This window comes from Clostridium formicaceticum (genome assembly GCF_001854185.1).
Taxonomy (GTDB): domain Bacteria; phylum Bacillota; class Clostridia; order Peptostreptococcales; family Natronincolaceae; genus Andreesenella; species Andreesenella formicacetica.
In genome coordinates, this window is record NZ_CP017603.1 from 3103611 (window position 1) to 3130005 (window position 26395).

Annotated in this window: 32 protein-coding genes; 29 read left to right on the forward strand and 3 right to left on the reverse strand. The window is 33.4% G+C overall.

Going from position 1 to position 26395, the window contains the following annotated elements:
• Window positions 1-138: 138 nt before the first annotated feature.
• The 24 genes from BJL90_RS14220 to def all read left to right on the forward strand — a co-directional run bounded on the left by BJL90_RS14220 (window position 139) and on the right by def (window position 20039).
• Window positions 139-600, forward strand: coding sequence for a phage terminase small subunit P27 family (locus tag BJL90_RS14220; RefSeq protein ID WP_070969325.1), 462 nt, complete (start codon window positions 139-141; stop codon window positions 598-600).
• Entirely contained in the window at window positions 597-2312 is a 1716-nt protein-coding gene (locus tag BJL90_RS14225) for a terminase large subunit (RefSeq protein WP_070969327.1), read from the forward strand. Before BJL90_RS14220 ends, BJL90_RS14225 begins: the two co-directional genes overlap by 4 nt.
• A gap of 192 nt (window positions 2313-2504) precedes the next feature.
• Entirely contained in the window at window positions 2505-3761 is a 1257-nt protein-coding gene (locus tag BJL90_RS14235) for a phage portal protein (protein ID WP_070969334.1), read from the forward strand.
• Window positions 3754-4344 carry an HK97 family phage prohead protease gene (locus BJL90_RS14240; RefSeq protein WP_070969337.1) on the forward strand — a complete coding sequence of 197 codons (591 nt, stop codon included), beginning with the start codon at window positions 3754-3756 and terminating at the stop codon, window positions 4342-4344. Before BJL90_RS14235 ends, BJL90_RS14240 begins: the two co-directional genes overlap by 8 nt.
• A gap of 56 nt (window positions 4345-4400) precedes the next feature.
• Window positions 4401-5531: a phage major capsid protein gene (locus BJL90_RS14245; RefSeq protein ID WP_070969339.1), complete on the forward strand. Its 1131-nt coding sequence runs from the start codon at window positions 4401-4403 to the stop codon at window positions 5529-5531.
• A 53-nt stretch (window positions 5532-5584) separates the two neighbouring features.
• The gene (locus BJL90_RS14250) at window positions 5585-5872 is read left to right on the forward strand and encodes a head-tail connector protein (RefSeq protein WP_070969342.1); all 288 of its coding nucleotides are present in this window, start codon (window positions 5585-5587) and stop codon (window positions 5870-5872) included.
• Entirely contained in the window at window positions 5872-6207 is a 336-nt protein-coding gene (locus BJL90_RS14255) for a phage head closure protein (protein WP_070969344.1), read from the forward strand. The genes BJL90_RS14250 and BJL90_RS14255 overlap by 1 nt, the downstream gene beginning before the upstream one ends.
• 1 nt (window position 6208) lies before the next feature.
• The gene (locus BJL90_RS14260) at window positions 6209-6616 is read left to right on the forward strand and encodes an HK97-gp10 family putative phage morphogenesis protein (RefSeq protein ID WP_070969347.1); all 408 of its coding nucleotides are present in this window, start codon (window positions 6209-6211) and stop codon (window positions 6614-6616) included.
• Window positions 6603-6992, forward strand: coding sequence for a DUF3168 domain-containing protein (locus BJL90_RS14265; protein WP_070969350.1), 390 nt, complete (start codon window positions 6603-6605; stop codon window positions 6990-6992). Before BJL90_RS14260 ends, BJL90_RS14265 begins: the two co-directional genes overlap by 14 nt.
• On the forward strand, window positions 6992-7378 hold the full coding sequence (locus BJL90_RS14270; protein ID WP_070969353.1) for a phage tail tube protein: 387 nt from the start codon (window positions 6992-6994) through the stop codon (window positions 7376-7378). The genes BJL90_RS14265 and BJL90_RS14270 overlap by 1 nt, the downstream gene beginning before the upstream one ends.
• Complete coding sequence (locus BJL90_RS14275; protein ID WP_070969356.1) at window positions 7378-7692, forward strand: hypothetical protein; 315 nt, start codon at window positions 7378-7380, stop codon at window positions 7690-7692. The genes BJL90_RS14270 and BJL90_RS14275 overlap by 1 nt, the downstream gene beginning before the upstream one ends.
• A 92-nt stretch (window positions 7693-7784) precedes the next feature.
• Window positions 7785-7976, forward strand: a complete 192-nt coding sequence (locus BJL90_RS14280) for a hypothetical protein (RefSeq protein ID WP_070969357.1) — start codon at window positions 7785-7787, stop codon at window positions 7974-7976.
• Window positions 7977-7991: 15 nt separating this feature from the next.
• On the forward strand, window positions 7992-10034 hold the full coding sequence (locus BJL90_RS14285; protein ID WP_070969360.1) for a phage tail tape measure protein: 2043 nt from the start codon (window positions 7992-7994) through the stop codon (window positions 10032-10034).
• A complete protein-coding gene (locus tag BJL90_RS14290; RefSeq protein WP_070969363.1) occupies window positions 10034-10762 on the forward strand; it encodes a distal tail protein Dit in 729 nt (242 codons plus the stop codon). Before BJL90_RS14285 ends, BJL90_RS14290 begins: the two co-directional genes overlap by 1 nt.
• Window positions 10763-10774: 12 nt before the next feature.
• Window positions 10775-13408, forward strand: coding sequence for a BppU family phage baseplate upper protein (locus tag BJL90_RS14295; protein WP_070969366.1), 2634 nt, complete (start codon window positions 10775-10777; stop codon window positions 13406-13408).
• 10 nt (window positions 13409-13418) lie between these two features.
• Window positions 13419-13607, forward strand: coding sequence for a hypothetical protein (locus BJL90_RS14300; protein ID WP_070969370.1), 189 nt, complete (start codon window positions 13419-13421; stop codon window positions 13605-13607).
• Between the two features lie 29 nt (window positions 13608-13636).
• Window positions 13637-15352, forward strand: a complete 1716-nt coding sequence (locus tag BJL90_RS14305) for a prophage endopeptidase tail family protein (protein ID WP_070969373.1) — start codon at window positions 13637-13639, stop codon at window positions 15350-15352.
• Between the two features lie 347 nt (window positions 15353-15699).
• Complete coding sequence (locus tag BJL90_RS14310; RefSeq protein WP_156778813.1) at window positions 15700-17250, forward strand: fibronectin type III domain-containing protein; 1551 nt, start codon at window positions 15700-15702, stop codon at window positions 17248-17250.
• Window positions 17251-17268: 18 nt separating this feature from the next.
• A complete protein-coding gene (locus BJL90_RS14315; protein ID WP_070969379.1) occupies window positions 17269-17532 on the forward strand; it encodes a hypothetical protein in 264 nt (87 codons plus the stop codon).
• Between the two features lie 67 nt (window positions 17533-17599).
• A complete protein-coding gene (locus tag BJL90_RS14320; RefSeq protein ID WP_070969382.1) occupies window positions 17600-17803 on the forward strand; it encodes a BhlA/UviB family holin-like peptide in 204 nt (67 codons plus the stop codon).
• Between the two features lie 11 nt (window positions 17804-17814).
• Window positions 17815-18528, forward strand: coding sequence for an N-acetylmuramoyl-L-alanine amidase (locus BJL90_RS14325; RefSeq protein WP_070969386.1), 714 nt, complete (start codon window positions 17815-17817; stop codon window positions 18526-18528).
• Window positions 18515-18688 (forward strand): hypothetical protein, encoded by a 174-nt coding sequence (locus BJL90_RS22075; protein WP_156778814.1) that lies wholly within the window; start codon window positions 18515-18517, stop codon window positions 18686-18688. Before BJL90_RS14325 ends, BJL90_RS22075 begins: the two co-directional genes overlap by 14 nt.
• 661 nt (window positions 18689-19349) lie before the next feature.
• A complete protein-coding gene (locus BJL90_RS14330; protein ID WP_070969388.1) occupies window positions 19350-19586 on the forward strand; it encodes a helix-turn-helix transcriptional regulator in 237 nt (78 codons plus the stop codon).
• Window positions 19587-20039, forward strand: a complete 453-nt coding sequence (gene def, locus BJL90_RS14335; RefSeq protein WP_070969391.1) for a peptide deformylase — start codon at window positions 19587-19589, stop codon at window positions 20037-20039. It begins immediately after the preceding gene.
• Window positions 20040-20230: 191 nt separating this feature from the next.
• Here def and BJL90_RS14340 read toward each other — a convergent pair whose 3' ends face one another.
• The 3 genes from BJL90_RS14340 to BJL90_RS14350 all read right to left on the reverse strand — a co-directional run bounded on the left by BJL90_RS14340 (window position 20231) and on the right by BJL90_RS14350 (window position 22834).
• Window positions 20231-21340: a Coenzyme F420 hydrogenase/dehydrogenase, beta subunit C-terminal domain gene (locus BJL90_RS14340; RefSeq protein ID WP_070969394.1), complete on the reverse strand. Its 1110-nt coding sequence runs from the start codon at window positions 21338-21340 to the stop codon at window positions 20231-20233.
• A gap of 510 nt (window positions 21341-21850) precedes the next feature.
• Window positions 21851-22486 carry a nitroreductase family protein gene (locus tag BJL90_RS14345; RefSeq protein ID WP_070973253.1) on the reverse strand — a complete coding sequence of 212 codons (636 nt, stop codon included), beginning with the start codon at window positions 22484-22486 and terminating at the stop codon, window positions 21851-21853.
• 147 nt (window positions 22487-22633) lie between these two features.
• Window positions 22634-22834, reverse strand: coding sequence for a DUF378 domain-containing protein (locus BJL90_RS14350; protein WP_070969397.1), 201 nt, complete (start codon window positions 22832-22834; stop codon window positions 22634-22636).
• 165 nt (window positions 22835-22999) lie between these two features.
• Between BJL90_RS14350 and BJL90_RS14355 the strand changes: the two genes are divergently transcribed.
• From BJL90_RS14355 to BJL90_RS14375, 5 genes are all read left to right on the forward strand, one after another.
• Complete coding sequence (locus BJL90_RS14355) at window positions 23000-23641, forward strand: BofC C-terminal domain-containing protein (RefSeq protein WP_070969400.1); 642 nt, start codon at window positions 23000-23002, stop codon at window positions 23639-23641.
• Between the two features lie 185 nt (window positions 23642-23826).
• Complete coding sequence (gene ruvC / locus BJL90_RS14360) at window positions 23827-24321, forward strand: crossover junction endodeoxyribonuclease RuvC (RefSeq protein WP_070969403.1); 495 nt, start codon at window positions 23827-23829, stop codon at window positions 24319-24321.
• A gap of 18 nt (window positions 24322-24339) precedes the next feature.
• On the forward strand, window positions 24340-24924 hold the full coding sequence (gene ruvA, locus BJL90_RS14365; RefSeq protein ID WP_236904922.1) for a Holliday junction branch migration protein RuvA: 585 nt from the start codon (window positions 24340-24342) through the stop codon (window positions 24922-24924).
• Window positions 24925-24940: 16 nt separating this feature from the next.
• Window positions 24941-25954: a Holliday junction branch migration DNA helicase RuvB gene (gene ruvB / locus BJL90_RS14370; protein ID WP_070969409.1), complete on the forward strand. Its 1014-nt coding sequence runs from the start codon at window positions 24941-24943 to the stop codon at window positions 25952-25954.
• Window positions 25955-25961: 7 nt separating this feature from the next.
• Window positions 25962-26171: a DUF2905 domain-containing protein gene (locus BJL90_RS14375; RefSeq protein ID WP_070969411.1), complete on the forward strand. Its 210-nt coding sequence runs from the start codon at window positions 25962-25964 to the stop codon at window positions 26169-26171.
• Window positions 26172-26395: the final 224 nt, after the last annotated feature.

Consider the following 26395-nt stretch of genomic DNA (forward strand, 5'->3'; position numbering starts at 1 on the left):
TATTAGGGTAAGGGGTATGGAATAAATTTACAACACGTTATTACGTAACCGCATGTCCCCCTTCAGTCGCATAAAATTCCCTAAATGAGAGTCCTTCCAATAGAAATTAATTATCAATTAGAAAGGTAGGTGGTAAAAATGGCACGACCAGCAAAGAGTGTTGATACAATGTCAAAAAATCTCACTAAAGAAGAATATGAAGCTAGAAAACAAATGGAAGAAAAATTAAAGGGTGGTACTGATAAAATAAAACCACCTACTTATCTAAATAAAGAAGCGAAAAAAATTTTCAAGTATATTGTAAGTGAGCTAGAAGTCAGCGGAATCTTAACAAATTTAGATACATATGTTTTAGCAAGTTGTTCTGTTGCAATAGATAGAATACAAGAATCAGAAAAAATATTAAATGATGATTTATTCAATAAGGATGCCTTAAGGGTAAAGGAAAGTTATATGAAAGAATTTTTCAGATTGTGTAATGAATTAAGTTTAAGTCCTCAAAGTAGAGCAAAACTTGCAAATATTAATATTCAGAAACAAGATGAAAAAGAAGATAAATTATTACAAGTGCTTAACGGTAGTGGTGGTGGTAATAATTGATACTTCAAGATTTAAAAGGTTACAAATGGGCAAAAGATGTAGTTGAAGGTAGGTTTATTGCTAATAAATGGGTTAAACTTGAATGTAAAAGATATATAGATAGGTTAGAAACATTACAAAATAAAGATAATTTTCCATGCTATTTTGATTTTCAAGAAGCTGAAACAATATATAAATTACTAGGATTAATAAATTATGCAACAGGATTTTATGCTAATAAACCTATATTAGATCATGCAGCAGGATTTCAAATGATGACATGGGAGAATATTTTTTGTTGGTTCTATAAAGAACTAGATGAAAATGGCATAAGAAAAAATATGATAGAAGAAATTTACCTCGAAATCGGAAGAAAAGCAGGTAAATCTTTTTTATGTGCAGTTACAGAACTATTAATAATGCTTAGAAGTCCAAAATTTGCTCAACATGCGACAGCAGGAAAAACAAGAGATATATCTGCATTAGTTAGAAATGCAATTGTCGAAATCATAAAAGCTAGTCCTTTGATTAGTAAACATTTTAAAATAACAAGAGATAAAATTGAATGTAAATTAAATGAATGTACTACAAAACATTTGAGCGGTGAAGCTAATAATATTAATGGTCTATTGCTTAGTAGTTTTATAGTTGATGAAGTTGCTAATCAAGAAGACGGAAGTATTATAGGTGCTTTAAAGCTATCTCAAATGAGTACAAAGCACAGATTAAGTATTTATATATCTACTCAATATGATATAGAACATAATGCTTTTAATGAGCTATTAGATTACCATAAAGCAATTTTACAGGGTGTTGATAATGAAACTATTAATACTTTTGGATTATTGTTTGAACTTGATGAAGGTGATGATTTCAATGATGAAAATAATTGGGTTAAGTCAAATCCTTTACAGATGGCTTTTGAAGATGGTAGAAACTTTTTAAGACAAGAATATAAAAAGGGTTTAACTATACCTTCAGCAATGAAAGAGTTTAGAATTAAGATATTGAATGAAAGACTTAGTGGTTATAGTGGGGAAACCTACATTGATTTTGAAACATGGAAGAAGTGTCAAGTTGATAGGATTGATTTAGAGGGTGCAGAGGTTGTAGTTGAAGTGGATGCAAGTTTAACGACTGACTTGTCAGCCATTAATATCATGTACAAAGAAAATAACATGTATTATTTAATTAGTCATGCTTTTCTGCCTGAAAACACGTTGCCTAGTAGAAGAGAAAAAATTGACTATAGGCAAATGGAGAGACAAGGGTATTGTACTATTACAAAAGGTAGCATAGTTGATTATAATGTGCTTGAAGAATATATAAGAAATATTGAAATAAAGCATAAATGCAAAATAAGATACATTGCTACAGACCCTTTCAATATCGTTGCTACTATGCAAAAGTTAAGCGAAGATTATGATGTAATACTATTAAAGCAAAGTTATAGTGTCTTAAGTCCACCAATCAAACAATTTAGAGATGATGTTTACAAGGGACTTATAAGCTATCAAAAGAATACTTTGCTAGATTGGAATATGAGCAATACAACAACTGTCATTGGAAGATCGAGTGGAGATATTCTATTAAATAAAGTTAATAAAAATAAAAGTAGAATTGACTTAGTAGTAGCTAGTATATTTGCTTACAGTCAATTGTATTTAGAAGAAAATTTAGTGGACTTAAACAAAGTAATAACAGACGAATATTTGTCGAGTTTGGGGTGGTAAATTGAAAAAATTAAAACAAATTCTTCTAAGTCACTTGGAAGACATTTTTATTTTTTGTGGACTTTTCTTAATTGTGGTCACAACCTTTATTGTTAATGTAATTGTTGCTTTATACACTTTAGGAGGAGTTCTTTTAATTTTGGGAATTTTTCTATCAAAATACCCACTAAAGAAAGTGAGGTGAAAAACTAATTGGGATTCTTTAGAAGAGCAATAGAAAAGAGAAGTAATGAAGTAGTAGATATAAATAGTCAAGAGTTCTTAAAGATATTAGGGATAGATGCTAATAGTATAAGTGATGATAAGCTGAAAGAATCAACTTATTTCACTTGTATGAGAATCATGACGGATAGTATAAGTAAGCTACCTTTAAAACTCTACAGAGAAACTGACAACGGTACTGAAAAGGCTTCGAGTCATGCTTTATATAAATTATTAAAGTTAAGACCGAATCAATATATGTCTAGTAGCGATTTCTGGAAGATGGTAGAATTTCAAAGGTTACATAATGGTCATTCCGTGGTGTATATCGACTATGTTACTAGAGGTAGAAATGCAGGTAAAATCAAAGGGTTATATCCTTTGAATATGGATAATGTAAGAATCTGGATTGATGACGCTGGAATTATAGGTAAAGATAATGCTATTTATTATGTCTATAAAGATAAAAAAGGTAATGAATACAAACTAAAACATTCTGAAGTATTACATTTTAAAGGGTTAACGTCTGACGGTATTACAGGAATGAGTGTTAGGGAATATTTAGTTACTACTATTGAAAATGCTCAAGCTGGTCAAAAGTATGTAAATAATTACTTTAAGGGTGGTTTATTTGCAAAAGGGTTACTTCAATACACTGGAGATATTAGTCCTGAGAATATGAAGAAAATGCAGGGTCGCTTTGAAAGTATGGCAAATGGAATTAAAAATGCAGGTAAAATACTTCCAGTGCCTTTGGGGTTTAGTTTTAATAGCATTTCTAATAGCATGGCAGATAGTCAATTCTTAGAATTAAATCAATTCTCGATACAAAATATTACGTCGGCATTTGGTGTTAAAATGCACCAAGTAAATATGCTTGAAAGAGCTACACATAATAATATTGAACATCAAATGAAAGAATTTTATATTGATACTTTGCAGTCTATATTGACGATGTATGAACAAGAACTTAATTATAAACTACTTCTATCAAAAGAATTAGAAAATGGTTATTTCTTCAGGTTTAATGTTGACTCTATACTTAGAAGTGACATCAAAACAAGATATGAAGCTTATAGAATTGGTATACAAAGCGGATTTTTATCCATCAATGAATCAAGAAATTTAGAAAATCTACCTTCCGTTGATGAGGGTGACACGTTGATTTGTAATGGTAATATGATACCTGTTAAAATGGCAGGAAATCAGTACAATAACGCATCGGAGGGAGGTGGAACAGATGACTAGAGAAAAAGAGATTAGACAGTTATTTTCTAGTTTTGAAGTAAGGACAAATGAAGAAACTAATGAGGAATTGCTAGAAGGTTATGCTTTAAAATTTGAATCTTGGTCTGAGAATTTTGGTGATTGGAGAGAAATTATATCTAGTACAGCACTAGAAAAAACTAATTTGTCTGATGTTAGAGCATTAATAAATCATGATTCTAATTATATACTTGCAAGAAATACGGCAGGCAATTTATCTTTAGAAGTTGATAGTATTGGTTTAAGATTTAAAATGAAACCTGCAAAAACTACTTATTATAGAGATTTATTAGAAAATATTAAAGCAGGTAATATAAATCAATGTAGCTTTGGATTTTGGTTGAGATGGGATAATTCTAACTGTGAAGAATGGTCTTATAATGAGGATTTGAAGTTATATGAAAGGCGAATAAACGATATAGAAACAATTACAGAAATATCCATATTAAGCACTCCTGCATATAAATCTACCGAGGTAGTGATGGCAAGAGGATTAAATGAGTATAAGAGTGAGTTACAAAGGCAATTAAATAAACGTAAATTAGCGATTGAACTAGAGTTGTAAACTAGTTCTTTTTAATGCAAAAAATTAATTTTATATATTGAAAGGATGATAAAACGATGACTAAAGAAATGAGAGAAATGTTGGAACAGTTAAATACAATGAAGGCTGAAGTTAGAACAATGCTAAACGACAACAAGGTTGAAGATGCGGAAGCAAAAATGGTTGAAGTTAGAACTTTAGAAAAGAAAATTGAATTACAAAAACAATTAGATGAACAAGAAGAAAGAGATGCAGAAGAAAAAATCGAGAAAAGAGAGGAAGAAAAAAATATGGAAACTAGAACAAATCAGGGTGAGATCGAAGTAAGAGCATTTATTAAAGCATTAGCAGGTAAGACATTAACAGAAGAAGAAAGAGCACTGGTTTCTAGCAACACAACTGATGGTGGTGGATTGTTAGTACCTAAAGATATTCAAACTAAAATTAACGAACTGAAAAGACAATATAAGTCTGCAAAGGATTTAGTGGGTTTCTACCCTACTAGTACAAATAGTGGTTCTGTGGTGTACGAAGACTTATCTTCTTTAACTGATTTAGCTGACATGACAGAAATGGAAGACTTAGATGATACAGATAAACCAAAATTCAAAAGTGCTCCATATGCGGTAAAAGATTATGGTGCAATTTTACCAGTATCCAATACATTGCTTCAAGATGAAAAAGCTGACTTGATGGGTTATATCGGAAAATGGTTTGGAAAGAAAGCTGTTAGAACCGAGAATAAGAAAATATTTGCAAAATTAAAAGAAGGTAAGACTGCAAAAGTTGTAACAGATTGGAAGGTATTAAAGAAATTAATTAACAAAGATATTGATCCAATAATTGCTGAATCCGCGATTATTATTACAAATCAAGACGGTTTTGATATGCTTGATTCAGCGCTAGACACTACAGGAAGACCTGTACTACAACCAGACCCAACAAATCCTACAGTAAAAAGATTTATGGGTAAGGTTGTACATGTATTTAGTAATGCTGAATTACCAACGGTTACAACTAAGGCTCCAATTTTTGTTGGTGCAATGGAAGAGGCTGTTAAGTTTGTAGATAGAGAAGTATATGAAATTAAAGCATCCTCTGAAGCAATGTTTACAAAGAATGCGACTGCTGTTCGTTGTATTGAAAGATTTGATGTATTAAAAACTGATGCAGATGCTTATTTCTATGGTGAAATTACAGTAGCTTAATATTAATTGAGGGGTAAAATCCCCTCTTTTTCCTATTGAGGGGGTTGATATATTTGATTTTAACATTAGAAGAAGTGAAGCAATTTTTAAAGCTTGATGATTTTGATGATGAAGACGCTTTTATATACACATTGATAAGTGTTGCTGAACAATACTTAAAAAATGCAACAGGTAAAGATTTTGACAAAAAAAACGAAATGGCAAAGTTATTTTGCAAAGTCTTAATATCTGATTGGTATGAAAATAGAACGTATATACACGAAGGTAAAATAACTGAAAGAGTAAGGTTTACGGTTCAAACTATACTAACACAGTTGCAGTATTGTGAAGGTGATGAGTGATGAATGTAGGCAAATTAAACAAACGTATTAAGTTTTTGAAGTTTGAGAAGGTACAAGATGGTGCTGGAGGTTTCTTGGATAATTGGGAAACGGAAGAGGGCTGGAAAGAGATTGCTAGTGTGTGGGCTAATATAAGACCACTAAAGGGAAGAGAATTTGAACAAGCACAACAAGGACAAGCAGAAGTTACACACAAAGTAATTATAAGGTATAGAAAAGATATAGATAAATCCATGATTATAAAATTAAATAATCGTAGATTTGACATATCTTACATTATGAATATCGATGAGGAAAACAAGTATTTAGAATTGCAATGTTTGGAGTCGATATAAAATGACTGAAATACAAGTTGAAGGCATTGAAAAAACAATAAAAGAAATGTCTAGGTATAGCATTGAAAAAGAAAAAGAATTTGATGCAATTGTTAAAAAGTATGCTAAAGAGACAACACAAAAGGCAAAGTCTAATATTGCACCACAAAGTAAAACAGGAAACTTAAAAAGCTCAATTAAAGCAAAGTCTTTTAAAAAACTGGGTCCGAGTGCCACGGTATTTCCAAGGGGTAAGAAGGGCGCACATAGACATCTAATTGAATATGGTACTAAAAATAGATCACATAAAAGTGGTAAAAGCGTAGGTAATGTAACAGCTAGACCGTTTATGAAACCAGCTCAAGAATCAGTGGAAAATAATTATTATACAGAGATAAAGAGAGTGGTGGAAAAAGTTGATACTATCTAATTTTCAAAGAGGTATGTATGAGTTATTAATTGCAAATAAAGAAATTGATTGTGGGGTATATGACTTTATCGCTGAAGATGAGGATATGCCCTTTATTGTTATTGGCGAAGATCGAGCAATTGATTGGAATACTAAAACTTGGGATGGTAAAGAAATAACAACTACTATACACATATGGGCAGAAAAAAGAAGTATTTCACATACTAAAAAATTGCTCGATTTGATTGAATCTACACTTAAAACAGATTTTGAAAAAGATGAATATAAGTATGAATATCATTCAACTGGAACTATTGAAGTGACAAGGGAGACTGTTGAATTGGTACATGGAATAATCGAGTTAACTTATAGAATAAAGAAAGAGGTGTTGAAATAATGGCAAAGATAGATTTTGTTGTAAAAATTAATGACAAAATAATTGGTGGACAAAGAGGTGCAACTCTTAACAGAGGTGCAGAAACAATAGACACAACAACAAAGGACTCACAGGGTTGGCAAGAAAATGAAATAAGCTTCAAAAATTGGAGTATTGATGCGGATGGATTATTAATTGAAGATGATGTAGCTTATGGCGACTTAGAAGAAGCATTTATGAGTGATGAGAAGGTACAAGTAGAATTTGTTTCTGGTACTGGAAATAAATATGGCGGCAGAGCAATTATTACTGATTTTCCGATTGAATCCCCATACGATGATAATGCTACTTACAGTGTAACATTTTTGGGCGATGGATCTTTAAGTAAAGTAGGTGCTAGTGAATAATGAAAAAATCTATAGCAATTGAATTAGACAAGATTAGAAATCTTAGAATTGGCATTAATGCAATATGTCAAATCGAAGATTTTATAGGGAAATCTATATCTTCTCTGCAAGATGGTGCAGGTGTTAAAGAGTTGAGATTAATGTTGTTTTGCGGATTGAATTGGGAAGATAAAGAATTGACTCTTGAAAGAACAGGTGAATTAATGGATGAAGCAATAGAGAACAATGGAATTGAATACATAAGCGAGAAACTAGGGGAAGCAATTAAATTAGCTTTACCTGATAAAAAAAAACAGATGACACTGAAGAAGTAACAGATTATGAAGATATGTTCAAAATGGCTGTGTCCTTATTGAACATATCTTTTTTTGATTACTACGAAATGACTCCACGGGAGTTGAGTTTGATGTTACAAGGTTATGTAGAAAAGTACAAAAATGACTTCGAAATACAAGCTATTGTAACAAGAATAGCTATTATAAATGCAATGGGAAAGAAAAATTACAAAGTGTTCCCAGAAGTAAAAAAGGAAATGACACAAGTTGATAAAGAGAGTAAAGAACAAACTTTACAGGATTTAAAATATATATTCTCCTAGATTGGAGGTGAATGAATGGGTTTATTAGTAAAAATTGGTGCTGATCTCTCAGATTTTGAAAGGAAAATAAATAAAGCAACAAAAGAGATAAGTTATATCGGAAAGAAACTAGGGGATGTAGGCAGGGACTTAACTAAATATGTTACTTTACCGCTAGTTGGTATTGGTACTGCTGCTGTAGCCATAGGTGCTGATTTTGAAGCGGGAATGAGTAAAGTTTCAGCTATCACTGGTGCAACAGGACAAGATTTTGAAAGATTGAAAGATACAGCGAAAGAACTAGGTTCTAGCACAATGTTTAGTGCAAAGCAAAGTAGTGAAGCGATGACATACCTTGGAATGGCAGGTTATGACACAAATCAAATTATATCGGCTATGCCAGGACTATTAGATTTGGCAGCTGCTAGTGGAACAGACCTCGCAACTACAGCAGACATTGTAAGTGATGCCATGACAGGTTTTGGCATGAGTGCTGAAGAGACAGGAAGGTTTGCAGATTTATTAGCAAGTGCTTCTAGTAGTGCAAATACAAATGTTGAAATGTTAGGTGAGTCTTTTAAATATGTGGCTCCCGTAGCTGGAAGTTTAGGTTATTCTGTAGAGGATACTACGAAAGCTTTATCTTTAATGGCTAATGCAGGTATAAAAGGAAGTCAAGCAGGTACAACACTTAGAGGTGCATTAACTAGAATGATAAAACCCACAACCGAAGCAAGTAAATTAATAAATGAACTGGGTTTAGAAATGACGGATGCACAAGGGAATATGTTACCACTTGATAATGTTATGAATCAATTACGAAATACTTTTGGTAACTTAACGGAAGAACAACAAGCTCAATATGCTTCAACTATATTTGGAAAAGAAGCTATGTCGGGTATGTTAGCAATCATTAACGCTAGTGAAGAAGATTATAATAAACTAACCGAGGCTACTACTAACTATACAGGAACAGCTAAGGAAATGGCTGATATTATGCAAGATAACCTTCAGGGTCAGTTAATTAAGCTAAAATCAGCAATTGAAGGTGTAGCTATACAAATATCAGAAATATTGATCCCTATTGTTTCTAAAGTAGTTGACAAGATTGCTGTATGGGTAGATTGGTTTGCTAATCTAGATCAAGGAACTCAGGAAATGATTGTTAAATTAGCTTTATTAGTAGCTGCAATTGGTCCGATACTAATTGTTGTGGCAAAGACCATTACTTTATTCGGAAAATTAAAAGCAGGCATATTAATTTTAAAGGGTGGTTTGGCTGCATTAGGTACAACCTTTACAGCCACAGTATTGCCAGTGATGGCAGTAATTGCGGTAGTTGCTTTATTAGTAGCTGGTTTAGTGCATTTATATAAAACGAATGAAACTGCAAGGGAAGTTATGGATAAGGCATGGCAACATATTAAATCTGCTATAGAAGGTGCAATAAATATTATAAAAGGTATTATAAATGTATTTATTGGATTGTTTACTGGTGATTGGACTAGAATGTGTGAGGGTGTAAAACAAATATGGAGTGGTATGTGGCAAGTTTTACAAGGTGTTGTTGCAGGAGCATGGACATTGCTTAGTGGTGCATTTAAAGGATTATATAGTTCTATTACTGGATGGTTTACTGGACTTGGGCGTGATGCCTACAGCTGGGGTAAAAATATGATAAGCGGATTTGTTGATGGTATAAAGTCTATGGCAAGTTCTGTTACAAATGCGGTTAAAGGTGTAACAAGTAACGTAAAAGGATATTTAGGTTTTAATTCTCCAGCGAAGAAAGGCGAAGGTAGATTTATAACCAATTGGGGTGAAAATATGATTGATGGTTTTCTAGATGGTGTAAGAAATGCAATACCACAGGTATTAATGACTATGAATGATGTAATACCTAAACTTATACCAAACAGTACACCAAATACAATAGCAAGTAATGCTTCAGGTTTTAATATAGAAAATCACATACATATAGAAAATATGTCAACAAGAGATGATTCCGATATAAATAGAATAGCAGAAAAACTTCATGATTTACAAGTTAACAGTTTAAGAGGAAGGGGGGCGTGGTAATGTTTCAATTTAAGAATAGGCATTTGAAAGAGTTTACAGCAAAAGCTAAAATAGACAACCGTCCCTTAAAAGCTGCTAAAAGAATTGCAGAAGAAACAATAAACAATAGGCATAGTTCGATTAAATTTGATGATGCTTACAACGATATTATAATACCTGTAACTATATTTTTAATAGAAAAAGATATAACTTTAAGAAGACAGATACTAAGAGAAATGGCTTATTGGCTTGATGGCGAAGGAAAATTAATCTTTGATGATGAGCAAGACAAATATTATACAGCTAGAGTTGATAGTGGAATTGTGACAAGTAATGACTTGCATTTTGATAGTTTTACGGTTGAATTTATTTGTGAACCATTTGCTTACACAAATCCTATTTTAGTAGAAAGTAAAAGTATTACAAGTGAAACAAAATTATTGGTAACTAACAATGGAACTTATGAAACAAAACCTGTTTTTGAAATTAATGGTAATGCAACATCTTTAACAATAATGACACCTACAGAGAGTATAACTTTATTGAATATCAACCAAAAGACCATTATAGATACGGAAAAAATGCTTTGCTATACCTTTAGTAGTTTTGGAAATAAAGTCAATAAATTAATGGATTTACAAGGGGCTATAGATAGACTTAAGCTTCCAGTAGGTACTACAGAATTGACATTAACAGGCAATAACATGAATGTTAATGTAATAGTAAAATTACAAGAAAAATACTTATAGAGAGGTGATTAAATGATAACAAAGGATTTTAATATTAATGTAGATTTTGAAAGAGCTACATTTGTTAATAGAATCACCTTTGTACGGGGTGATACAAAAGCAAATAAGATTAAATTCAAATTAACTAAAAATAATTTACCCATCGACTTAAATCAAGTAACGGTGGGTATTACTTTTTTAAGAAGTGATAATGTAAAGATTATTGCTGAAGCAGAAAAAATAGGAAACAATGAAGCCGAATATCTAATAGCAAGTAATATCCTTGATGTGCCGGGACAAGTCTTAGTATCGGTAGCTTTGTTCGGCGGTGATGGTGAAAGATTAACGGTACCTGTCCAGTTTCCCTTTACGGTTGTAGCAGATTTGGGCTTTGACGCTGATGAGATAGCTGAAGATGATAGATACCCTATTTTGACACAGCTTATTAATGATGTACAGGGGTTTATTAATGACGTAAATACAACTATGGATAATTACCAACAAAGTATTAATAATGATGTAGATCAGTTTAAGGGAGAAATAGAAGGGTTTAAGAATAATATTCAACAATCAGAAAATACAAGAGTAGTTAATGAAAACAATAGAGTAACAGCGGAATATACTAGGGTAAACAATGAGGATACAAGGCAACAACAGGAGACAAGTAGACAAGCTAAAATATTAGATATTGAAAACAGATGGGATACGTTACAAACTAGTCAACAACAAGATGCAGAGATTATAAATGCTAGAACTAGCACAGTAAAATCAAAAACATTTCCTGCATTAACCAATCGAATTGAAGAAATAGAACAAGACATAGTTAAACCCATATATAGCACACCAGTAATGACTTATGATACAGCAATTTATTTAGGAATGGAGGTGAGTAATACTAATGCCCAAATTAGCGTACAAATTTTTGGCAGGTCGCTAAGACAGGAATTAAATTATAATAGGAGTACGTGGGTGGAGTGGACGTTAGAAGATTCATCAATAGTAGAAAACGGAAGGTTGAAACTAATTAGGACAACTTTAGGTCGTCAAGCGTTTTTAAATACTAACGTTAAATCATCTACGAAATATGGTATCTTGTTATACGTTTATGAAAATACAGGCAATCTAACCACGCAGGGAAATAATACACCTTTTGGAGACTCATCAGTTTTAATAAGTGGAGTTGGTAACAAAAAGGCTATATTGACAACTCAATCTTCTTTTACTGTTAATTCTTTAGCGTTAAAAATGAGTGGTAATAGCACGAGTGTTACAATTCAAGACATTAGATTATTTGAACTTCCATCAGGTTCAGAAATTGAATCCGACTTCACCAACCTAACAGCTGACCAACTAGCAGTTAAATACCCGTACATTAAAGGGGATGGCACGAAGTCTACACTTTGTGGCGGTCAGAGGATGAGAAGTATAGGACTCAACCATTTTAATCCTAATAAAGCAAATATAACGGTAGGTAAATACTTAGAATCAACAGGTGGTGAAATTGGGAACCCTAGTACATCATACACTAAAGGAGTTTTCAAAGTAAAACCTTCAACTCCATACGTTAGAAGTATATCTAACAGATGGTACTTCTTTGATAGGAATAAGAACTTTATTTCAAGGTCAGACAATGTAACTGCAATTATAACTCCTGATAATTGTCATTATGTTGGTTTGCAAGGATTAGATACCACAAATTGGAATATAGAATATATTTATGAAGGAACTACGTCGGGAGAATATAAACCTTATATCGAATCAACACGCTACTACCCCATCACAGACGCTCAAGGAAATATTATCTATCTACGTTCCCTTCCTAATGGCACTAAAGATGAAATTAGTGACGATGGCAAGCTGACTAAGAGGGTTAGTGATGATTTCAAGTTACAGTCGGGACATATTACAAGTGTGAACACAACTCCTGCTAATGTTGACATAGTTCAGTTAGAGAATTTTTATAATAATATTTTGCCTAATGCAGTACAACAAACAAATGCAATAAATAGCACTACATCAATAACAGGTTGGACAGAAAGAGCACCAGCAACAAACGCGGATGAGTATACAATAGCAGATGTTGGTAAATTTTATACTTTGTCTAATCAGGGGCTAAGATTAATAGTTGCTAAAAACACTTATACAAACATAGAAGCTGCAAGAAATGCTTTAACAGGAATGACGGTAAATTATCAGTTAATGCAAAGCTCTGTTACACAATTACCACCACAAGAAAAGTTAATAGCGTATCCAGGAGGACATCTATTCATTGAACCATTTACTAAACTTACAAAACCATATGGTGAAGGAATAACTCTACCTATTGCGGTAAAAGGTGGGATAAAAGACAATATCGAATCTATCATCAGATTAGATGGTACAACTAGAACAAATATAGATAAAGCAAATGTAACATTGACAGGCAATGTAGTAACTATTTCAGGTGCAACAGCAAATCAAATATATGAGGTAGTTTGGGAATATCCTAGTGAATTGAGTGCTACACCACAAATATCTTGGAGTGTACCAATTAATATTGCAGCATCAATTGAAAGTGCTAATAAGACAGCAGTAGAAACAAATAAAGAGTTAAATAACTACAGGGCGTTTAATAATGCAATGCTATTTAACCATGAAATTAGGCTTGTCATGTTGGAATCTAAATAGGAGGGATCACATGAATTACGAATATTTTAAAAGACTTATTACGGACATGAAAGCGGAAAATAACCCTTACGTGTCCTTTACTTTTGTAGAAATGCAGATAAATATGTTGTGGATGATGGGGCAATTAACATTAAATCAGAAAGAAGAATTGCTAGCAATCATCCATCCACCAGTAGAAATAGTAGAGGAAGGTGAATAACCTTCCTTTTCCTTTAGGGAGGTGATAATTTGATAAGAATAGTAGATGGGAATAACAAGCAATTAGCTATATTAGACAAACTGATTAATCCTATCATCAAGGAACAGATTAACGGAGAATATATTTTCACATTTACAACCGTCATTGAAGAATTAAAATCAGAATACATCCATCATGACAACTATATCGAAACAGACGACAATCTCTTCCAAATAGCCAAATACACAAAAGAACGAACTCAAGACAACAAGGTATTAATCCATGTACTAGCAGAGCAAATGTCCTACAAATTAATAGACATTTCTATTAACAGTTTTCTAAAAGTAGAAAAAACAGCACTTGAAATGCTAACAGACTTATTGGTAGATACTGGTTTTACTGTAGGGACAGTAAGCGTATCAGGTAAAACAACAGTGCTAATAAATGAGACCGCAAACAAAAGAGAAGTTCTAAAAGCTATACAAGAAGCTTTTGGTGGGGAACTGCAATTTAATAGATACTCGATTAGTTTACTACATCATAGAGGACAAAATAACGGAGTAGAGTTTAGAGTCGGAAAGAACGTCAAGGGCATAAAAAAGATAGTTGATAATACGAAAAAAGATGAATATGGTAACCCTTCCGTATCTTATGAAGTTAACATTATAGAATTAAATGAACATGAGGATTTTAAGGGATTGGAAGGTTTTGAAATAGGCGACACAATAAATAAGATTATTGATACAGAACTTGGTATTAGCATTTCGGCTAGGATTGTCGAGATAGAAAAAGATCCAACAAAGCACGAAAAAAGCACTAAAGTAGTTTTGGGTAATATTATTGAAGATATAACAACCTTCAATCTAAAGACAATGGAAAGACTTAGGAAGGTATCAAACAGAGTTACAGATGTAGAATTTAAGATTACAGATGATGCTATTATCTCTACTGTAACTGCCAGTGAACCTTTTCGAGAAATGGGTACGCAAATCACTCAAACTGCTGAAGCTATTACTTTAACTGCTGAAAATGTTGATTTATTAGAAAATAGAGTAGCTGAAGCAGAGTTTAAAATTGAACCAAACCAAATAATTTCTACTGTTGCAAATAGTGCAAAATATCAAGAAGATTTTTCTTCAATTACCCAAAGGGCAGACAGTATAGAATTAAGTGTAACGAGTTTGAATGATACTGTTTCTACTCAAGGAAACAACATAACGAATCAAGCTTCTTTGATTTCGCAAAATGCTAGTGCTATAGCACTACAAGCTGCTTCGGTTACGAGCTTAGGGGAAAATTTAGCGTCTTTAGAGGTTAAGGCAAATAGCATAGAAACTAATGTGAGTTCTTTGCAAAACACAGTAAGTGGTCATGTTACTACACTTTCTACTCATACTTCGCAGATCAGTCAAAACGCTACTGCTATTACTCAAAAAGTGTCTACAACAGACTACAATGGTAATACGATAGCATCGAAAATTAACCAAACAGCTACTAACATCAAGTTATCAGCTAATAAAATCGATCTAGATGGTATTACTGCTGTATCAAATTTCTTAACACTAGGGGCGTTGACAAATAGCGGGTCGATAATCTTCAACGATACTAGTAGTATTTCAGGAGATCGCAGTATAGGAGATTTAAAACTTGATGCAATGAACACTATTAGGTTCATATCTGGCTCTAGTATTAGTTTTAACACGCCCGCTATTAATTTTGGTAACGCAGCAGTCAGTGGTTTAGACTTAACAGCTAGGTTTGGATAGGTAGGTGAGATAATATGAGCGTTCAAATAGGAAAAGGGTTTGTATGGGCAGATAGTTCAATCTTACAGGTATGGGGTTATCCTCTACCAAATACGATAGGTCAAGAATTACAGGCAGGGGCATTCCCTGCAACAATATGGCAACCCACTACTACATTCGATCTATCAACCCTCCCTATAAACCATGAAGCAGTTGCGGTACTCTTTAAAAATCCCGTCAACTTGATCTCTGATACGACAATGTGGGTTGAGTTACATAGAGATAGAGACAACACGCATTTATATAGCGATGGTTGGCATACGTGGATTGTGCCATCAGGTCAAGTTATTCCCGCAGGGAATGCTGAAATGCGATCCGTTATCGGTTATTGCACGCAAAATTCACCGATCCCAACAGGTGTATTCGATGAAATAACTGAGAATGGATCATATAGATTGTTGTTAAGAGCTACGGGTGGAGCAAATTATACTCAAACTGCTCAATTTAATGTAGTGGGTGTCCCTGTTCAAACAAACATCTTATTTCCAAGGAATAATTATATAGGGGATACTTTAGAAATAGAAGTAGAAGCTTTTGGAGGGGACGGTATTAGTTATGTGAATTTCTATAATTCCCAACTAGGTACTAAAGTAGCATATCCTCCATCTAGTAAGTTATCAGTGCCTTATCGTGTTACTTTTGACACATCTTCATTGTCTTATGGAATACATGAATTCCTAATAAGAGCTTACGATATTAACGGAAACCGTTCTGAATTAAAAACATTTACTGCTATAAAGCATAATTTCAATCTTAATTTTTATGCTACAGGTACAAATACCGCCTATGGGTATTGGACAGGTACTCCAAACACTACTTCTTATCAAATAGAACTTACACCAACGACAGGAGGAACACCACTAACTTATAGTACTGTCAATACTTCTATTACTACGTTAGGATTATCCGCAGGAACAACCTATAGAGCAAGAGTTCGTGCTTTTACCACTGGTGGATATACAGGATGGTCAAGCATAGTTGAATTTACAACAAACTACATTACACCTACAGTTCCAACAGGTTTAACCTTTAACCTTACAGGACAAACAACTGCCACAGCGAGTTGGAATAGTGTCCTAGGAGCTTCTATTTATAGAGTGCAGTTTATCAGTCCATACGATGTTAAGAATTATACAACTTCTTCTACTTCGTATAATTTTAGCAACTTAGAACTAGGAGAGTATCATTACGTCAGAGTGAGTGCAGAAAACGCCAATGGTGATTTTTCTGGATGGACTGATTGGGTAGACGTTTTAACAGTACCACCAACTTTAACAGGTTTGCGGCTAACGAATATTGATGCAAATAGTATCTCTATAGCATGGGATGAGTCTAAAAGTACAGTGTGGTATGATATTTATGTCAACAATGTTCTCAATGGAAGTGTTCAAGGACTTCTTAATTACACTGTGAATTTGTTGCAACCAAATACATCTTACACTATAAGGGTTATACCCAGAAACGACAGTGGCAGTGGAGGATATCAGCAGATAGTAGTCACAACAACAACAGGTAGACCACAAAATTGGACTTGGTTCAATATAGAGATGATGTATTTTACTAATGGTTATCCTACAACAAATATTTTGCACACCAGATGGAATGAACTTGTTGATAGAATTAATCAATTTGCCCTCTATAGAACCAACATGGGTTATCCTACAACACAGTTATCCGATTCAAACAAAATGACTATTAATGATAAAAAAGTATACGCATATAAATTTAGGAATATCGCAAATAAATTACATGAAATGAGCAATGCAGTAAGTGATGAAGTAAGAAATGTGCAATTTAATGATAAAGTGCTTGGGTGGTATTTTATGCATTTGGCTCAAGCATTTCCGTATATACCATAACGAAAGGAGAAATTAAAAATGAATGTAAAAATTTTAGATCAACAGGTAAGAAAAAGTGTAGGTGCAGCAGTGGTAGTGACTAGAACAACCGAGGAAATTTTAACAAAAGAGCAGATTCGAAACGAGATAGACAACTATAAAAGACAGCAACAACAACTAATACAACAGTCCCAAAATATTAAAGCCCAGTATGACCTTATCGATGCGAAAATAGGGGAGTTAGAAGAGTTTATGGCGATTATTCCGCAAGAAGAGGAAGAAGGAAAGTTAGAAGTATTGTAGGCACCTGAATAGGGTGTTATTTTTATGAGTTTTTTAGTTCATATCTTTAGAAAAAGTAGGTGGTCATATGGAAAATGAAATAATGAGGTATATGATAGGGCAGGGAGCATTTGCAGCATTATTTGTATATCTTCTTTTTTATGTATTAAGAGAAAATAGCAAAAGAGAAGGTAAATATCAAGAGATTATACAAGAGTTAACGAGTAAATTTAACATAATTGAAGATGTGAAAAGTGATGTGAAAGAGATAAAGAATAAGATTTTTAAATAGGTGGTGATGTGATGATTAAGATATTACTATCAGCAGGACATGGGGCAGGCAACATACATAATAGAGGTGGTTTGTATTTTAATGAGGGCGACAACAATTATTATTATAGTTTAATTTTAAAAACAGAATTAGAAAAGTATAATAATGTAGTTGTTAATCTAGTTAGAAAAAATATAAACGATAATCCTCAAATAAATGACAGATCAAAAATGGGTGAAGGATATGATCTGTATTTCTCCATACATTCTAACGCAGCAGGAAGCACTGTAAGAGGGACAGAAGTATGGGATAGTGTAGAAACACCTAATAAAACACTTGCACAAGCTATATGTGATGCTACAGCAGACTTATTTAATCATAATAATAGAGGCGTAAAACATAGAGAAGGGCAGCCGGGATTTAATTATTATGGTGAATTGAGATTTAATAAAGCTAAATCAGCAATGATTGTTGAAAATGGGTTTCATACAAATCATGACGATTGTTTGTTTTTTAAAAATAATCATGAATTAATTGCTAAGGCACAAGCTGAAGTAATTGCAAAACATTATAAATTAGACAAAAGAAAAATAGAGGATGAAATATCAAGCTGGGCTAAGGATGCACAGCAATGGGTAATAGAGAATAGGGTAAGTGATGGAACGAATCCAAAATCTAATGTAACTAGGGAACAGCTTTGGCAAATGCTTTATAATTACCATAGGAGGGTAAATGGCAATGGTTGATAATAAAATAAAAGTAATATCAGCAGTATTATTTCAGTTTGCAATTGTGGGGATATTAACTTATTGTTTAGTTGCTGGAGTTGGAGATACACAAACAATTATAGGTGCGTTAATAGGTTTGGCTGTAGGAGTTGGAGTAAATAGTATAACGGATATATAGAACGTCAGCAAACTCAATAATGTTATTGAGATAGTAGGTAAGGGTAAGGTTACCCACCCCTATGTCAAAGGGGTGTCTAATTTGGCACTCCATTGCTTTTTCATTTTTGAAACTGGTACAAAATTTTGTAGTAGTTGAAGCAAGTCATATTTGACGGGAAGGTGTCCAAAATTTTGAACTACCTTCCTACGAGGTACAAAATCTTGTACATCGGATTTTTGGATTTTCCCCCTACAATAATAATGATAATAAGGGTGGACAATATATTAAATGAATACATGGTTTGTTTTTATTGACATATCCATTTTTTTACTTTAATATTATGGTTAAGGACAAACCATTCTGCAAATTGGACATGAAACCTTATAATAATTGGAATTACTAGAATATAATATATTAGCTGGAAATGGGGTCTTCAAAACCAGCGCGAGGGGTTAGTAGCCTCTTGGGTGGGTTCGATTCCCACGTACTCCCGCCATATATTGAATTTTCAAGTAAAATCAATGATTATAATGTTTTATGTTATAGTCATTTTTTATTTTTTGAAAATGATGCTTCATAAATGATGCTCCCTGCACTATAAATGTAAGGTTAACTTGACGTGAAAACAAAAAGATGCTACATTGATGATATAAGGTTAACATTACAGGAGTGATTATTAATGAAAAATAAATTAAAGCAATTCCGTGAATCTTTGGGACTAACCCAAGAACAATTAGGGGAACTTGTAGGTGTATCAAGACAAGCAATAAACGCTATTGAAACAGAGAAGTTTGAACCATCTATATGGTTGGCTTACGATATTGCTAAAGTATTCGATAGTACAATAGAAGATGTTTTTCTTTTTGAAGAAAGCCAGAGAAAATCAAGAGCAGAGCAAAGTAGAGGTGTAGTTTAAATGGCGTTAAGACAAATCAGATTATTGGATGATGAAATATTGAGGAAAAAGAGCAAGCCTGTTGAAGTTGTAGATGATAGAATAAGACAAGTATTAAATGATATGGCAGATACTATGTATAATACAGAAAACGGAGGAGGATTAGCGGGCCCACAAATAGGTATATTAAAACGATTAGTTGTAATAGATATGGGACAAGGACTTATAAAGCTGGTGAATCCAAAGATAATTAATCAAGAAGGAACTCAAGAAGTTATAGAAGGATGTTTGAGTATCCCAAATAAATGGGGAAAGGTAATAAGACCTGCAAAAGTTACAGTACAAGCATTGGATGAAAATGGAGAAGAAATTATACTAACAGGCACAGGAGATTTAGCAAAATGTTTTTGCCATGAAATAGATCATTTAGAAGGGATACTTTTTATTGATTTAGTTACCGAATATATAAAATAGTATTACATGGAATTTAGTGAACAATTTTCTTATTCCTTAATTTTTTACAAGATACCAACATTTATTTTCAATTAAACCTTATGGTAATAAGAAACTTTTAAATCAGGTGGAGTAGACTCTCCACCTGATTTAAAAGTTTTCAACGTTCTTGGATGCCTGAGTGAATTTACAAAACCTAGAAGTGCTGCTAGTTAATCCTTCAATCCTTCTATGATATGCGCAAAGCCATATTTTCTATAATCCTCCCAGAATTTCTTACGACTTTCTGGAAACTTTACAGGTTCACTTAAACGTTGTTGTTCTGCAAGAGATTCTTCTTTTGGACGTTTTTCGTATTTCAACTCATCACTACATTTCTCAAGAAGATATACACCTTTCTTATTGTTAATTAAAATTACAGAAACCCCTTTTTTATCCATCCATTCAGGAGCGTACTTTTCAATTCCCCAGTAATCTGCAATTGTGATATCTGATGCACGATATATATCTGTAAATCGACATTTTTCGCAAGAGGGACGCATGATCGTCTTTTCTCCAAAGAAAAGTTGATAGAATCTTTTATCGTTATGGAGCTCTTGGCTATGGGAAGTGGTAAATAGAAATGTTTTGTTGCTGTTTTCCCGGCTCCAATCAATGAATTTAGAGCGAAATTGAATACTGGTTAGCTTTCCTCCATATTCTTTTTCCAATAGTCTTTTATAATCCTCCCAAATCAAAGGGCTGGGAATGCTGTGACAAATCAAATCACATAGGTATAGATTCTCAATCAATGGCGAATCACCCATATATCCCCTCAGTCCTGCGCTTTGGCATGGCGTTCCAGTAAAGAGTACCTTTCTTTTATTGTATAAGTCCTTTTTTATTTGCTGAAAAATATCCTCTAGGTTGCTTTGTACATACTTAGATATCCTCATTCGATTTCGTTGCTGGTAATTTTCTGCTCTCTTATGTAATACACGGAATTCATCGTCGTAGTCAGCACCATAAACTACGCCATCTTCCCGAAGTATTGCATCGGAAATTGCTGTGAAGACTCCTCCAGATGTGGAATTCATTAAAACTTCTTCTGATTTATGTTTAGCTACAAAAAATTCCGGTATAGTCTTTTCTTTATAACCTCCATCACAAATTAGAGGACAAACATTTACGCAGCTATGACAATCCACGCATAATGTTTGATCTATAATGGGGTATAAAAACCCCTCTTCGTCTGGTTGCATATAAATTGCCTGTGTAGGACAAATGTTATAACATGCACTACAACTGCAACAATTCTCTTTTTTAAAATAAACTCTCTCCATGATAATGCTCCCTCTTATTTTGAAAAAATATAAATTGGTTTCTAAAAATGCTTGCCAGTGAATAACCATAGTTTTATATTAATATAAATTGTTATATCAGACAAATGAATTATTTTTATTAATAGCATCAGACATACCGATAGCTGTATCAGGAATACTATTATAGGGGTAGGGGGTGTTCTAGAAACAAAACTAAGGAGAACTTGAAAACTGTAGAAATTAGGAATTATCATATTGAATGTTATCATAAATGATAAAATGATTATTTAAAATCCTTTTAAATACTAATATGCAGAAACTACATTTATAGTTTTAAATCAGCGTTTTCATTCAAAAGCAAAATTAAAAAGGCGTTGGTAAAGATATATCAGCTATAGCTAAAGAGAAATCATTAAAGCCTGCAAAATAGTTTTCCTATCTTACCCAAAACCAACAAAAAAATAAAGAATAACATTCATATCGAATAGAATAAGAAATCGTAGGGAAGAGCCAAGACTTCCCTACGATTTCTTATTCTATTATTGTAATTACTTCCTGTAAGTCTTTTCGAGGAGGGCTGTTAAGCTCCTCTTTTTCTGGGAGACCTAAGGGCGTCATGGCGGCTAAGTAATAGCCTTCTTTTTCAAAGCCTAATGCGGTTTCAATCTCCCTAGCAGCATAATTAGGTCCGGTCATCCAACAGGTACCATAGCCTTTGGCGGCGGCAGCTAGTAATAAGTTCTCCATTGCAGCACCAATGTTTTGAATGCCTGGAGCAGACTTTAAAATCTCCTTGGCTTCTTCTATTTTACCGACTTGTTTTAAAAGATCATAAGAGCCAATAGAATAAGGGCCAGCAAAGACTAAAATAAGAACAGGGGCATCCTTAAAAAAGGTATGATAATGAAGGAACTTTAAAACCCCTTTTTTAAGCTTATCATCTTCAGTATAGTTGGCAATTTCATGGGTTTTATCTTCAATAATTTTTGCTAGTTCTTGGATTTTTTTCTTGTTTTTTAATACAACAAAATGCCAATTCTGCGTGTTTTTACCTGAGGGTGCGTAGGTGGCTGCTTTAAGAATTTCTAGGATATCCTCATGAGGCACATCTTGATTCTTAAATTGTCGGACGCTATGTCTTTTATAGATAAATGCTAAGTTATCCATATACATACAACACCTCCTTGTCTTTAATATTAACAAAAAATTCCTTAACCTTCAATCTTTGTCTGTAATTTAAAGAAGAGATAATATCTCTTAGCAAATAATATTATCTCTTTTCTTAAGTTCTTTTAGGGATATTTGAAATTTTTGTTACTCTCTCGTAGTAGTTCTTTCTCTAAACAGTAAACTAATACAGTAGGCACCAGCGATTCCTACTAAGGTATATACAGCTCTACTCAATAAAGTAGCTTGACCACCAAACAAAGATGCTACTAAGTCAAACTGAAACAGCCCTATCAGTCCCCAATTTAATGCGCCTATAATTACCAAAATAAGAGCTAATCTATCCATATTAAACAACTCCTTATTAAACAAATTAACTTCAATATTTAGTATGGATTTTTTTAAAAGAATCATGCACTTTATTTAAAACGATAAAAGATGTTAAATGAAACAAAGTATAGTTTTCTAAAATTTGGATAAAATAACCTTCTAGATAGATAAGGAGGTTATTTTATGTTTAGAAAAAAGAGAAGATTCCCTTCAAAAGTAATTTTTTTCATTATAGCTTGTAGTTTTATTATAGTAGGGTTTTTTGCGGGATACTATAAATTCACACCTCCACAGGATGAAAAAATACCCTTTGCAGAAGAGAATAATATACAACGAAACGAGCGTATTGATAATGTTCAACAGCTAGAGGAAAGTGATGATGCGCCAGTAAACTATCATGAGGATAGCATTGAAGCAGAAACGCAAATAGTATATAAGACTTTTTATACTATCTGTGAAAACACCATGGAAGAAGTGATGACGCCGGTAAGTGCCATGGTGGGATTAAATGAAACAGGATTTCAGGAATATGTACAAAATCATTATCCTTTGTTCGAAATTGAAAAGTTTTCATCAGAGGAAGTAGTTTTATTCCAAAGAAAAGAAGCTGTATGTCCGAATCATTATAATCATTACCTAATCACAGTTAATGAAGGCTATATTACAATTTATCAAATTAATGAAAATGGAGAAAAAATACTCGTGGAGAAAACTGCTGTATCCGCTGCCATGTTACCACATGTGGATCAGGAAAAATTAAAAAGTGGCATACTAAGAAAGACTAAGGAAGAGGTCTACCAACTGCTAGAAGACTATAGCAGCTAATAAGAAAGCGATATGATTGATCACAAAAAAATCATATCGCTTTCTTATACTTAGAAAACATGTCCTGCATTTTTTTCTATTCATTTTTATTGAGGGTTTGTATTGGGGCAAATATCGCTTTTTATGATAGAATATGTTACACTATGAAATAGCATAAACCTACTCAATATAATGGAGGAAGCAAAATGATCATATTAGGAATTGACCCAGGTATCGCTATTATGGGTTATGGTGTTATTAACTATACAGGTAACAGATTTCAGGTAATGGATTATGGTGCCATCACCACCTCTAGCAAAATCTCTACTGCGGAGCGTTTAAAAAAAATATACGAAGAATTAAACATTATCATAATAAAGTATCATCCAGAAGCGGTGGTTATAGAAGAACTTTTTTTTAATACAAATGCTAAAACAGTGTTATTAGTAGGTCAAGCCAGAGGTGTAGCAGTATTAGCTGCTGCTAATAATAATAAGCCGGTTTATGAATATACCCCTTTACAGGTAAAGCAGGGGGTAGTAGGCTATGGAAGAGCAGAAAAACATCAAGTTCAGCAGATGATTAAGACCATATTAAATCTTGAGAAGGTTCCAAAACCAGATGATGTTGCAGATGCCTTAGCTGTGGCGGTTTGTCATGCTCACTCGGGAAATTTTAAAGATTTATTTAAGTTAAAATAATTAAGATTGTATGGAGGGATGGATTTGTTTGAGTACATAAGAGGAAAGGTAAGTGATGTGATCTTAGATAAAATTGTTGTTGAAGTGGGTGGCATAGGCTATCGTATCCATAGCAGTATCCATAGTGCTACTATGGCGAAACCAGGAGAAACCATTACAATATTTACGCATTTTATCGTGAGAGAGGATGAAATGAGTTTGTACGGGTTTACTACCAAGGAAGAGTTAAGCATGTTTCAAAAGCTTATTTCTGTTTCAAAGGTAGGTCCTAAAGTAGGGGCTGCTGTATTGTCCACCTATACCTCAGCAAAACTAGCAAACTTTATCATAAATAATGATATACAAAGTATTTCAAAAGTGCCAGGGGTGGGGAAAAAGACCGCTGAAAGAATTATTTTAGAACTAAAGGATAAAGTAACTCACTATGCTATAGAAGAAGACGACATTGCCATCGAAACTCCATCTAGTTATGAAGTTGTAGAGGCATTGATGTCTTTGGGATACAATAGACAGGAAGCTCAAAAAGCTTTTGATAGGATTAAAGAGGAGAAATTATCTGTAGAAGAAATGATTAAAAAGGCATTGAGCTTATTAATAAAATAAGTAGGGAGGTGGGAAGATGTTGATGGAAGATGACGAAAGAATTATAACCAGTCATATAAGGGATGAAGATAAGCAGATAGAAAATGGTTTGCGCCCTAAGTATTTAGAAAGTTATATAGGACAAGATAAGGTAAAAGAAAAACTAAAAATCTTTATTGAAGCAGCAACTGTTAGAGGGGAAGCTTTGGATCATGTACTTTTATACGGTCCTCCAGGTTTAGGCAAAACAACCCTTTCTAATATTATTGCAAATGAGATGAATGTCAATATCCGAATAACTTCAGGACCTGCTATTGAGCGGCCAGGAGACTTGGCAGCTATTTTGACCAATCTTTCAGAAAATGATGTGTTGTTTATAGATGAAATACATAGATTAAATAGAAGTGTTGAAGAAATATTGTATCCTGCTATGGAGGACTTTGCTCTGGATATTATTATAGGAAAGGGACCAAGTGCTAGGTCTATTCGACTGGATCTATGTAAATTTACACTAATAGGTGCCACCACAAGAGCAGGATTACTGACCTCTCCATTAAGGGACAGATTCGGTGTAATTTGCAAACTGGATCTATACAATACGCAACAATTAACAGATATTGTGAAGCGTTCAGGCAATATTTTAGGGGTGGAGATTGTAGAGGAAGCTGCTGTAGAAATAGCCTCTCGATCTAGAGGGACACCTCGTATTGCAAATCGTCTTCTAAAAAGAATAAGAGATTATGCACAGGTGAGAGCAGATGGAAAAATAACGAAAACAGTAGCAAAAGAGGCCCTAATCCTTTTAGAAATTGATGAATTAGGCTTAGATGCAGTGGATAAAAAAATCATACAGACGATGATTGATAATTTCCGTGGAGGACCTGTAGGAGTAGATACATTGGCGGCCTCTACAGCGGAAGAAAAAAACACCATTGAAGATGTGTATGAGCCTTATCTTTTACAAATTGGCTTTATTAACAGAACCCCTAGAGGCAGAATCGTATCAGAAAAAGCATATAAACATTTTAATATTCCATATAAGAAGGAGTAGTGAAAAAATGGAAGGCTTAGGTAGAACTTTGATCCTTTTAGGTATAGTGATCTTCTTAGCAGGAGGTTTGTTAACAATCGGGGGAAGGCTTGGATTAGGTAGATTGCCAGGAGATATCTTCTTTCAAAAAGGAAACTTCTCCTTCTATTTTCCATTAGTAACAAGCATTATTTTAAGTGTTTTTTTAACGCTGATTCTTAATCTTTTTAGAAGATAGTAAGATGCTCCGTAAGAAAAATTAAAGAGAGAATAATTATTTCAGCGATAGAATTTATTTTACAAATAAATTTTTTGAAGGAATACACTAGGAACTTGTCGAAAAAGATATACTTATGGACATAAATATATGAATTTTAATGTATCAGGGACAAAGTCTTATGCTAAGGATACTAAGATGCAAGTCTAAAAACCTATATCTATAGAAGAATACTGTATAGATAA

Bases quoted from the DNA above. Each gene is read 5' to 3' on its own strand.
- BJL90_RS14220 (WP_070969325.1), top strand. From the start codon at position 139: ATGGCACGACCAGCAAAGAGTGTTGATACAATGTCAAAAAATCTCACT.
- BJL90_RS14240 (WP_070969337.1), top strand. From the start codon at position 3,754: ATGACTAGAGAAAAAGAGATTAGACAGTTATTTTCTAGTTTTGAAGTA.
- BJL90_RS14245 (WP_070969339.1), top strand. From the start codon at position 4,401: ATGACTAAAGAAATGAGAGAAATGTTGGAACAGTTAAATACAATGAAG.
- BJL90_RS14255 (WP_070969344.1), top strand. From the start codon at position 5,872: ATGAATGTAGGCAAATTAAACAAACGTATTAAGTTTTTGAAGTTTGAG.
- BJL90_RS14260 (WP_070969347.1), top strand. From the start codon at position 6,209: ATGACTGAAATACAAGTTGAAGGCATTGAAAAAACAATAAAAGAAATG.
- BJL90_RS14270 (WP_070969353.1), top strand. From the start codon at position 6,992: ATGGCAAAGATAGATTTTGTTGTAAAAATTAATGACAAAATAATTGGT.
- BJL90_RS14275 (WP_070969356.1), top strand. From the start codon at position 7,378: ATGAAAAAATCTATAGCAATTGAATTAGACAAGATTAGAAATCTTAGA.
- BJL90_RS14280 (WP_070969357.1), top strand. From the start codon at position 7,785: ATGTTACAAGGTTATGTAGAAAAGTACAAAAATGACTTCGAAATACAA.
- BJL90_RS14285 (WP_070969360.1), top strand. From the start codon at position 7,992: ATGGGTTTATTAGTAAAAATTGGTGCTGATCTCTCAGATTTTGAAAGG.
- BJL90_RS14290 (WP_070969363.1), top strand. From the start codon at position 10,034: ATGTTTCAATTTAAGAATAGGCATTTGAAAGAGTTTACAGCAAAAGCT.
- BJL90_RS14295 (WP_070969366.1), top strand. From the start codon at position 10,775: ATGATAACAAAGGATTTTAATATTAATGTAGATTTTGAAAGAGCTACA.
- BJL90_RS14300 (WP_070969370.1), top strand. From the start codon at position 13,419: ATGAATTACGAATATTTTAAAAGACTTATTACGGACATGAAAGCGGAA.
- BJL90_RS14310 (WP_156778813.1), top strand. From the start codon at position 15,700: ATGCGATCCGTTATCGGTTATTGCACGCAAAATTCACCGATCCCAACA.
- BJL90_RS14315 (WP_070969379.1), top strand. From the start codon at position 17,269: ATGAATGTAAAAATTTTAGATCAACAGGTAAGAAAAAGTGTAGGTGCA.
- BJL90_RS14320 (WP_070969382.1), top strand. From the start codon at position 17,600: ATGGAAAATGAAATAATGAGGTATATGATAGGGCAGGGAGCATTTGCA.
- BJL90_RS14325 (WP_070969386.1), top strand. From the start codon at position 17,815: ATGATTAAGATATTACTATCAGCAGGACATGGGGCAGGCAACATACAT.
- BJL90_RS22075 (WP_156778814.1), top strand. From the start codon at position 18,515: ATGGCAATGGTTGATAATAAAATAAAAGTAATATCAGCAGTATTATTT.
- BJL90_RS14330 (WP_070969388.1), top strand. From the start codon at position 19,350: ATGAAAAATAAATTAAAGCAATTCCGTGAATCTTTGGGACTAACCCAA.
- def (WP_070969391.1), top strand. From the start codon at position 19,587: ATGGCGTTAAGACAAATCAGATTATTGGATGATGAAATATTGAGGAAA.
- BJL90_RS14340 (WP_070969394.1), bottom strand. From the start codon at position 21,340: ATGGAGAGAGTTTATTTTAAAAAAGAGAATTGTTGCAGTTGTAGTGCA.
- BJL90_RS14345 (WP_070973253.1), bottom strand. From the start codon at position 22,486: ATGGATAACTTAGCATTTATCTATAAAAGACATAGCGTCCGACAATTT.
- BJL90_RS14350 (WP_070969397.1), bottom strand. From the start codon at position 22,834: ATGGATAGATTAGCTCTTATTTTGGTAATTATAGGCGCATTAAATTGG.
- BJL90_RS14355 (WP_070969400.1), top strand. From the start codon at position 23,000: ATGTTTAGAAAAAAGAGAAGATTCCCTTCAAAAGTAATTTTTTTCATT.
- ruvC (WP_070969403.1), top strand. From the start codon at position 23,827: ATGATCATATTAGGAATTGACCCAGGTATCGCTATTATGGGTTATGGT.
- ruvA (WP_236904922.1), top strand. From the start codon at position 24,340: ATGGATTTGTTTGAGTACATAAGAGGAAAGGTAAGTGATGTGATCTTA.
- ruvB (WP_070969409.1), top strand. From the start codon at position 24,941: ATGTTGATGGAAGATGACGAAAGAATTATAACCAGTCATATAAGGGAT.
- BJL90_RS14375 (WP_070969411.1), top strand. From the start codon at position 25,962: ATGGAAGGCTTAGGTAGAACTTTGATCCTTTTAGGTATAGTGATCTTC.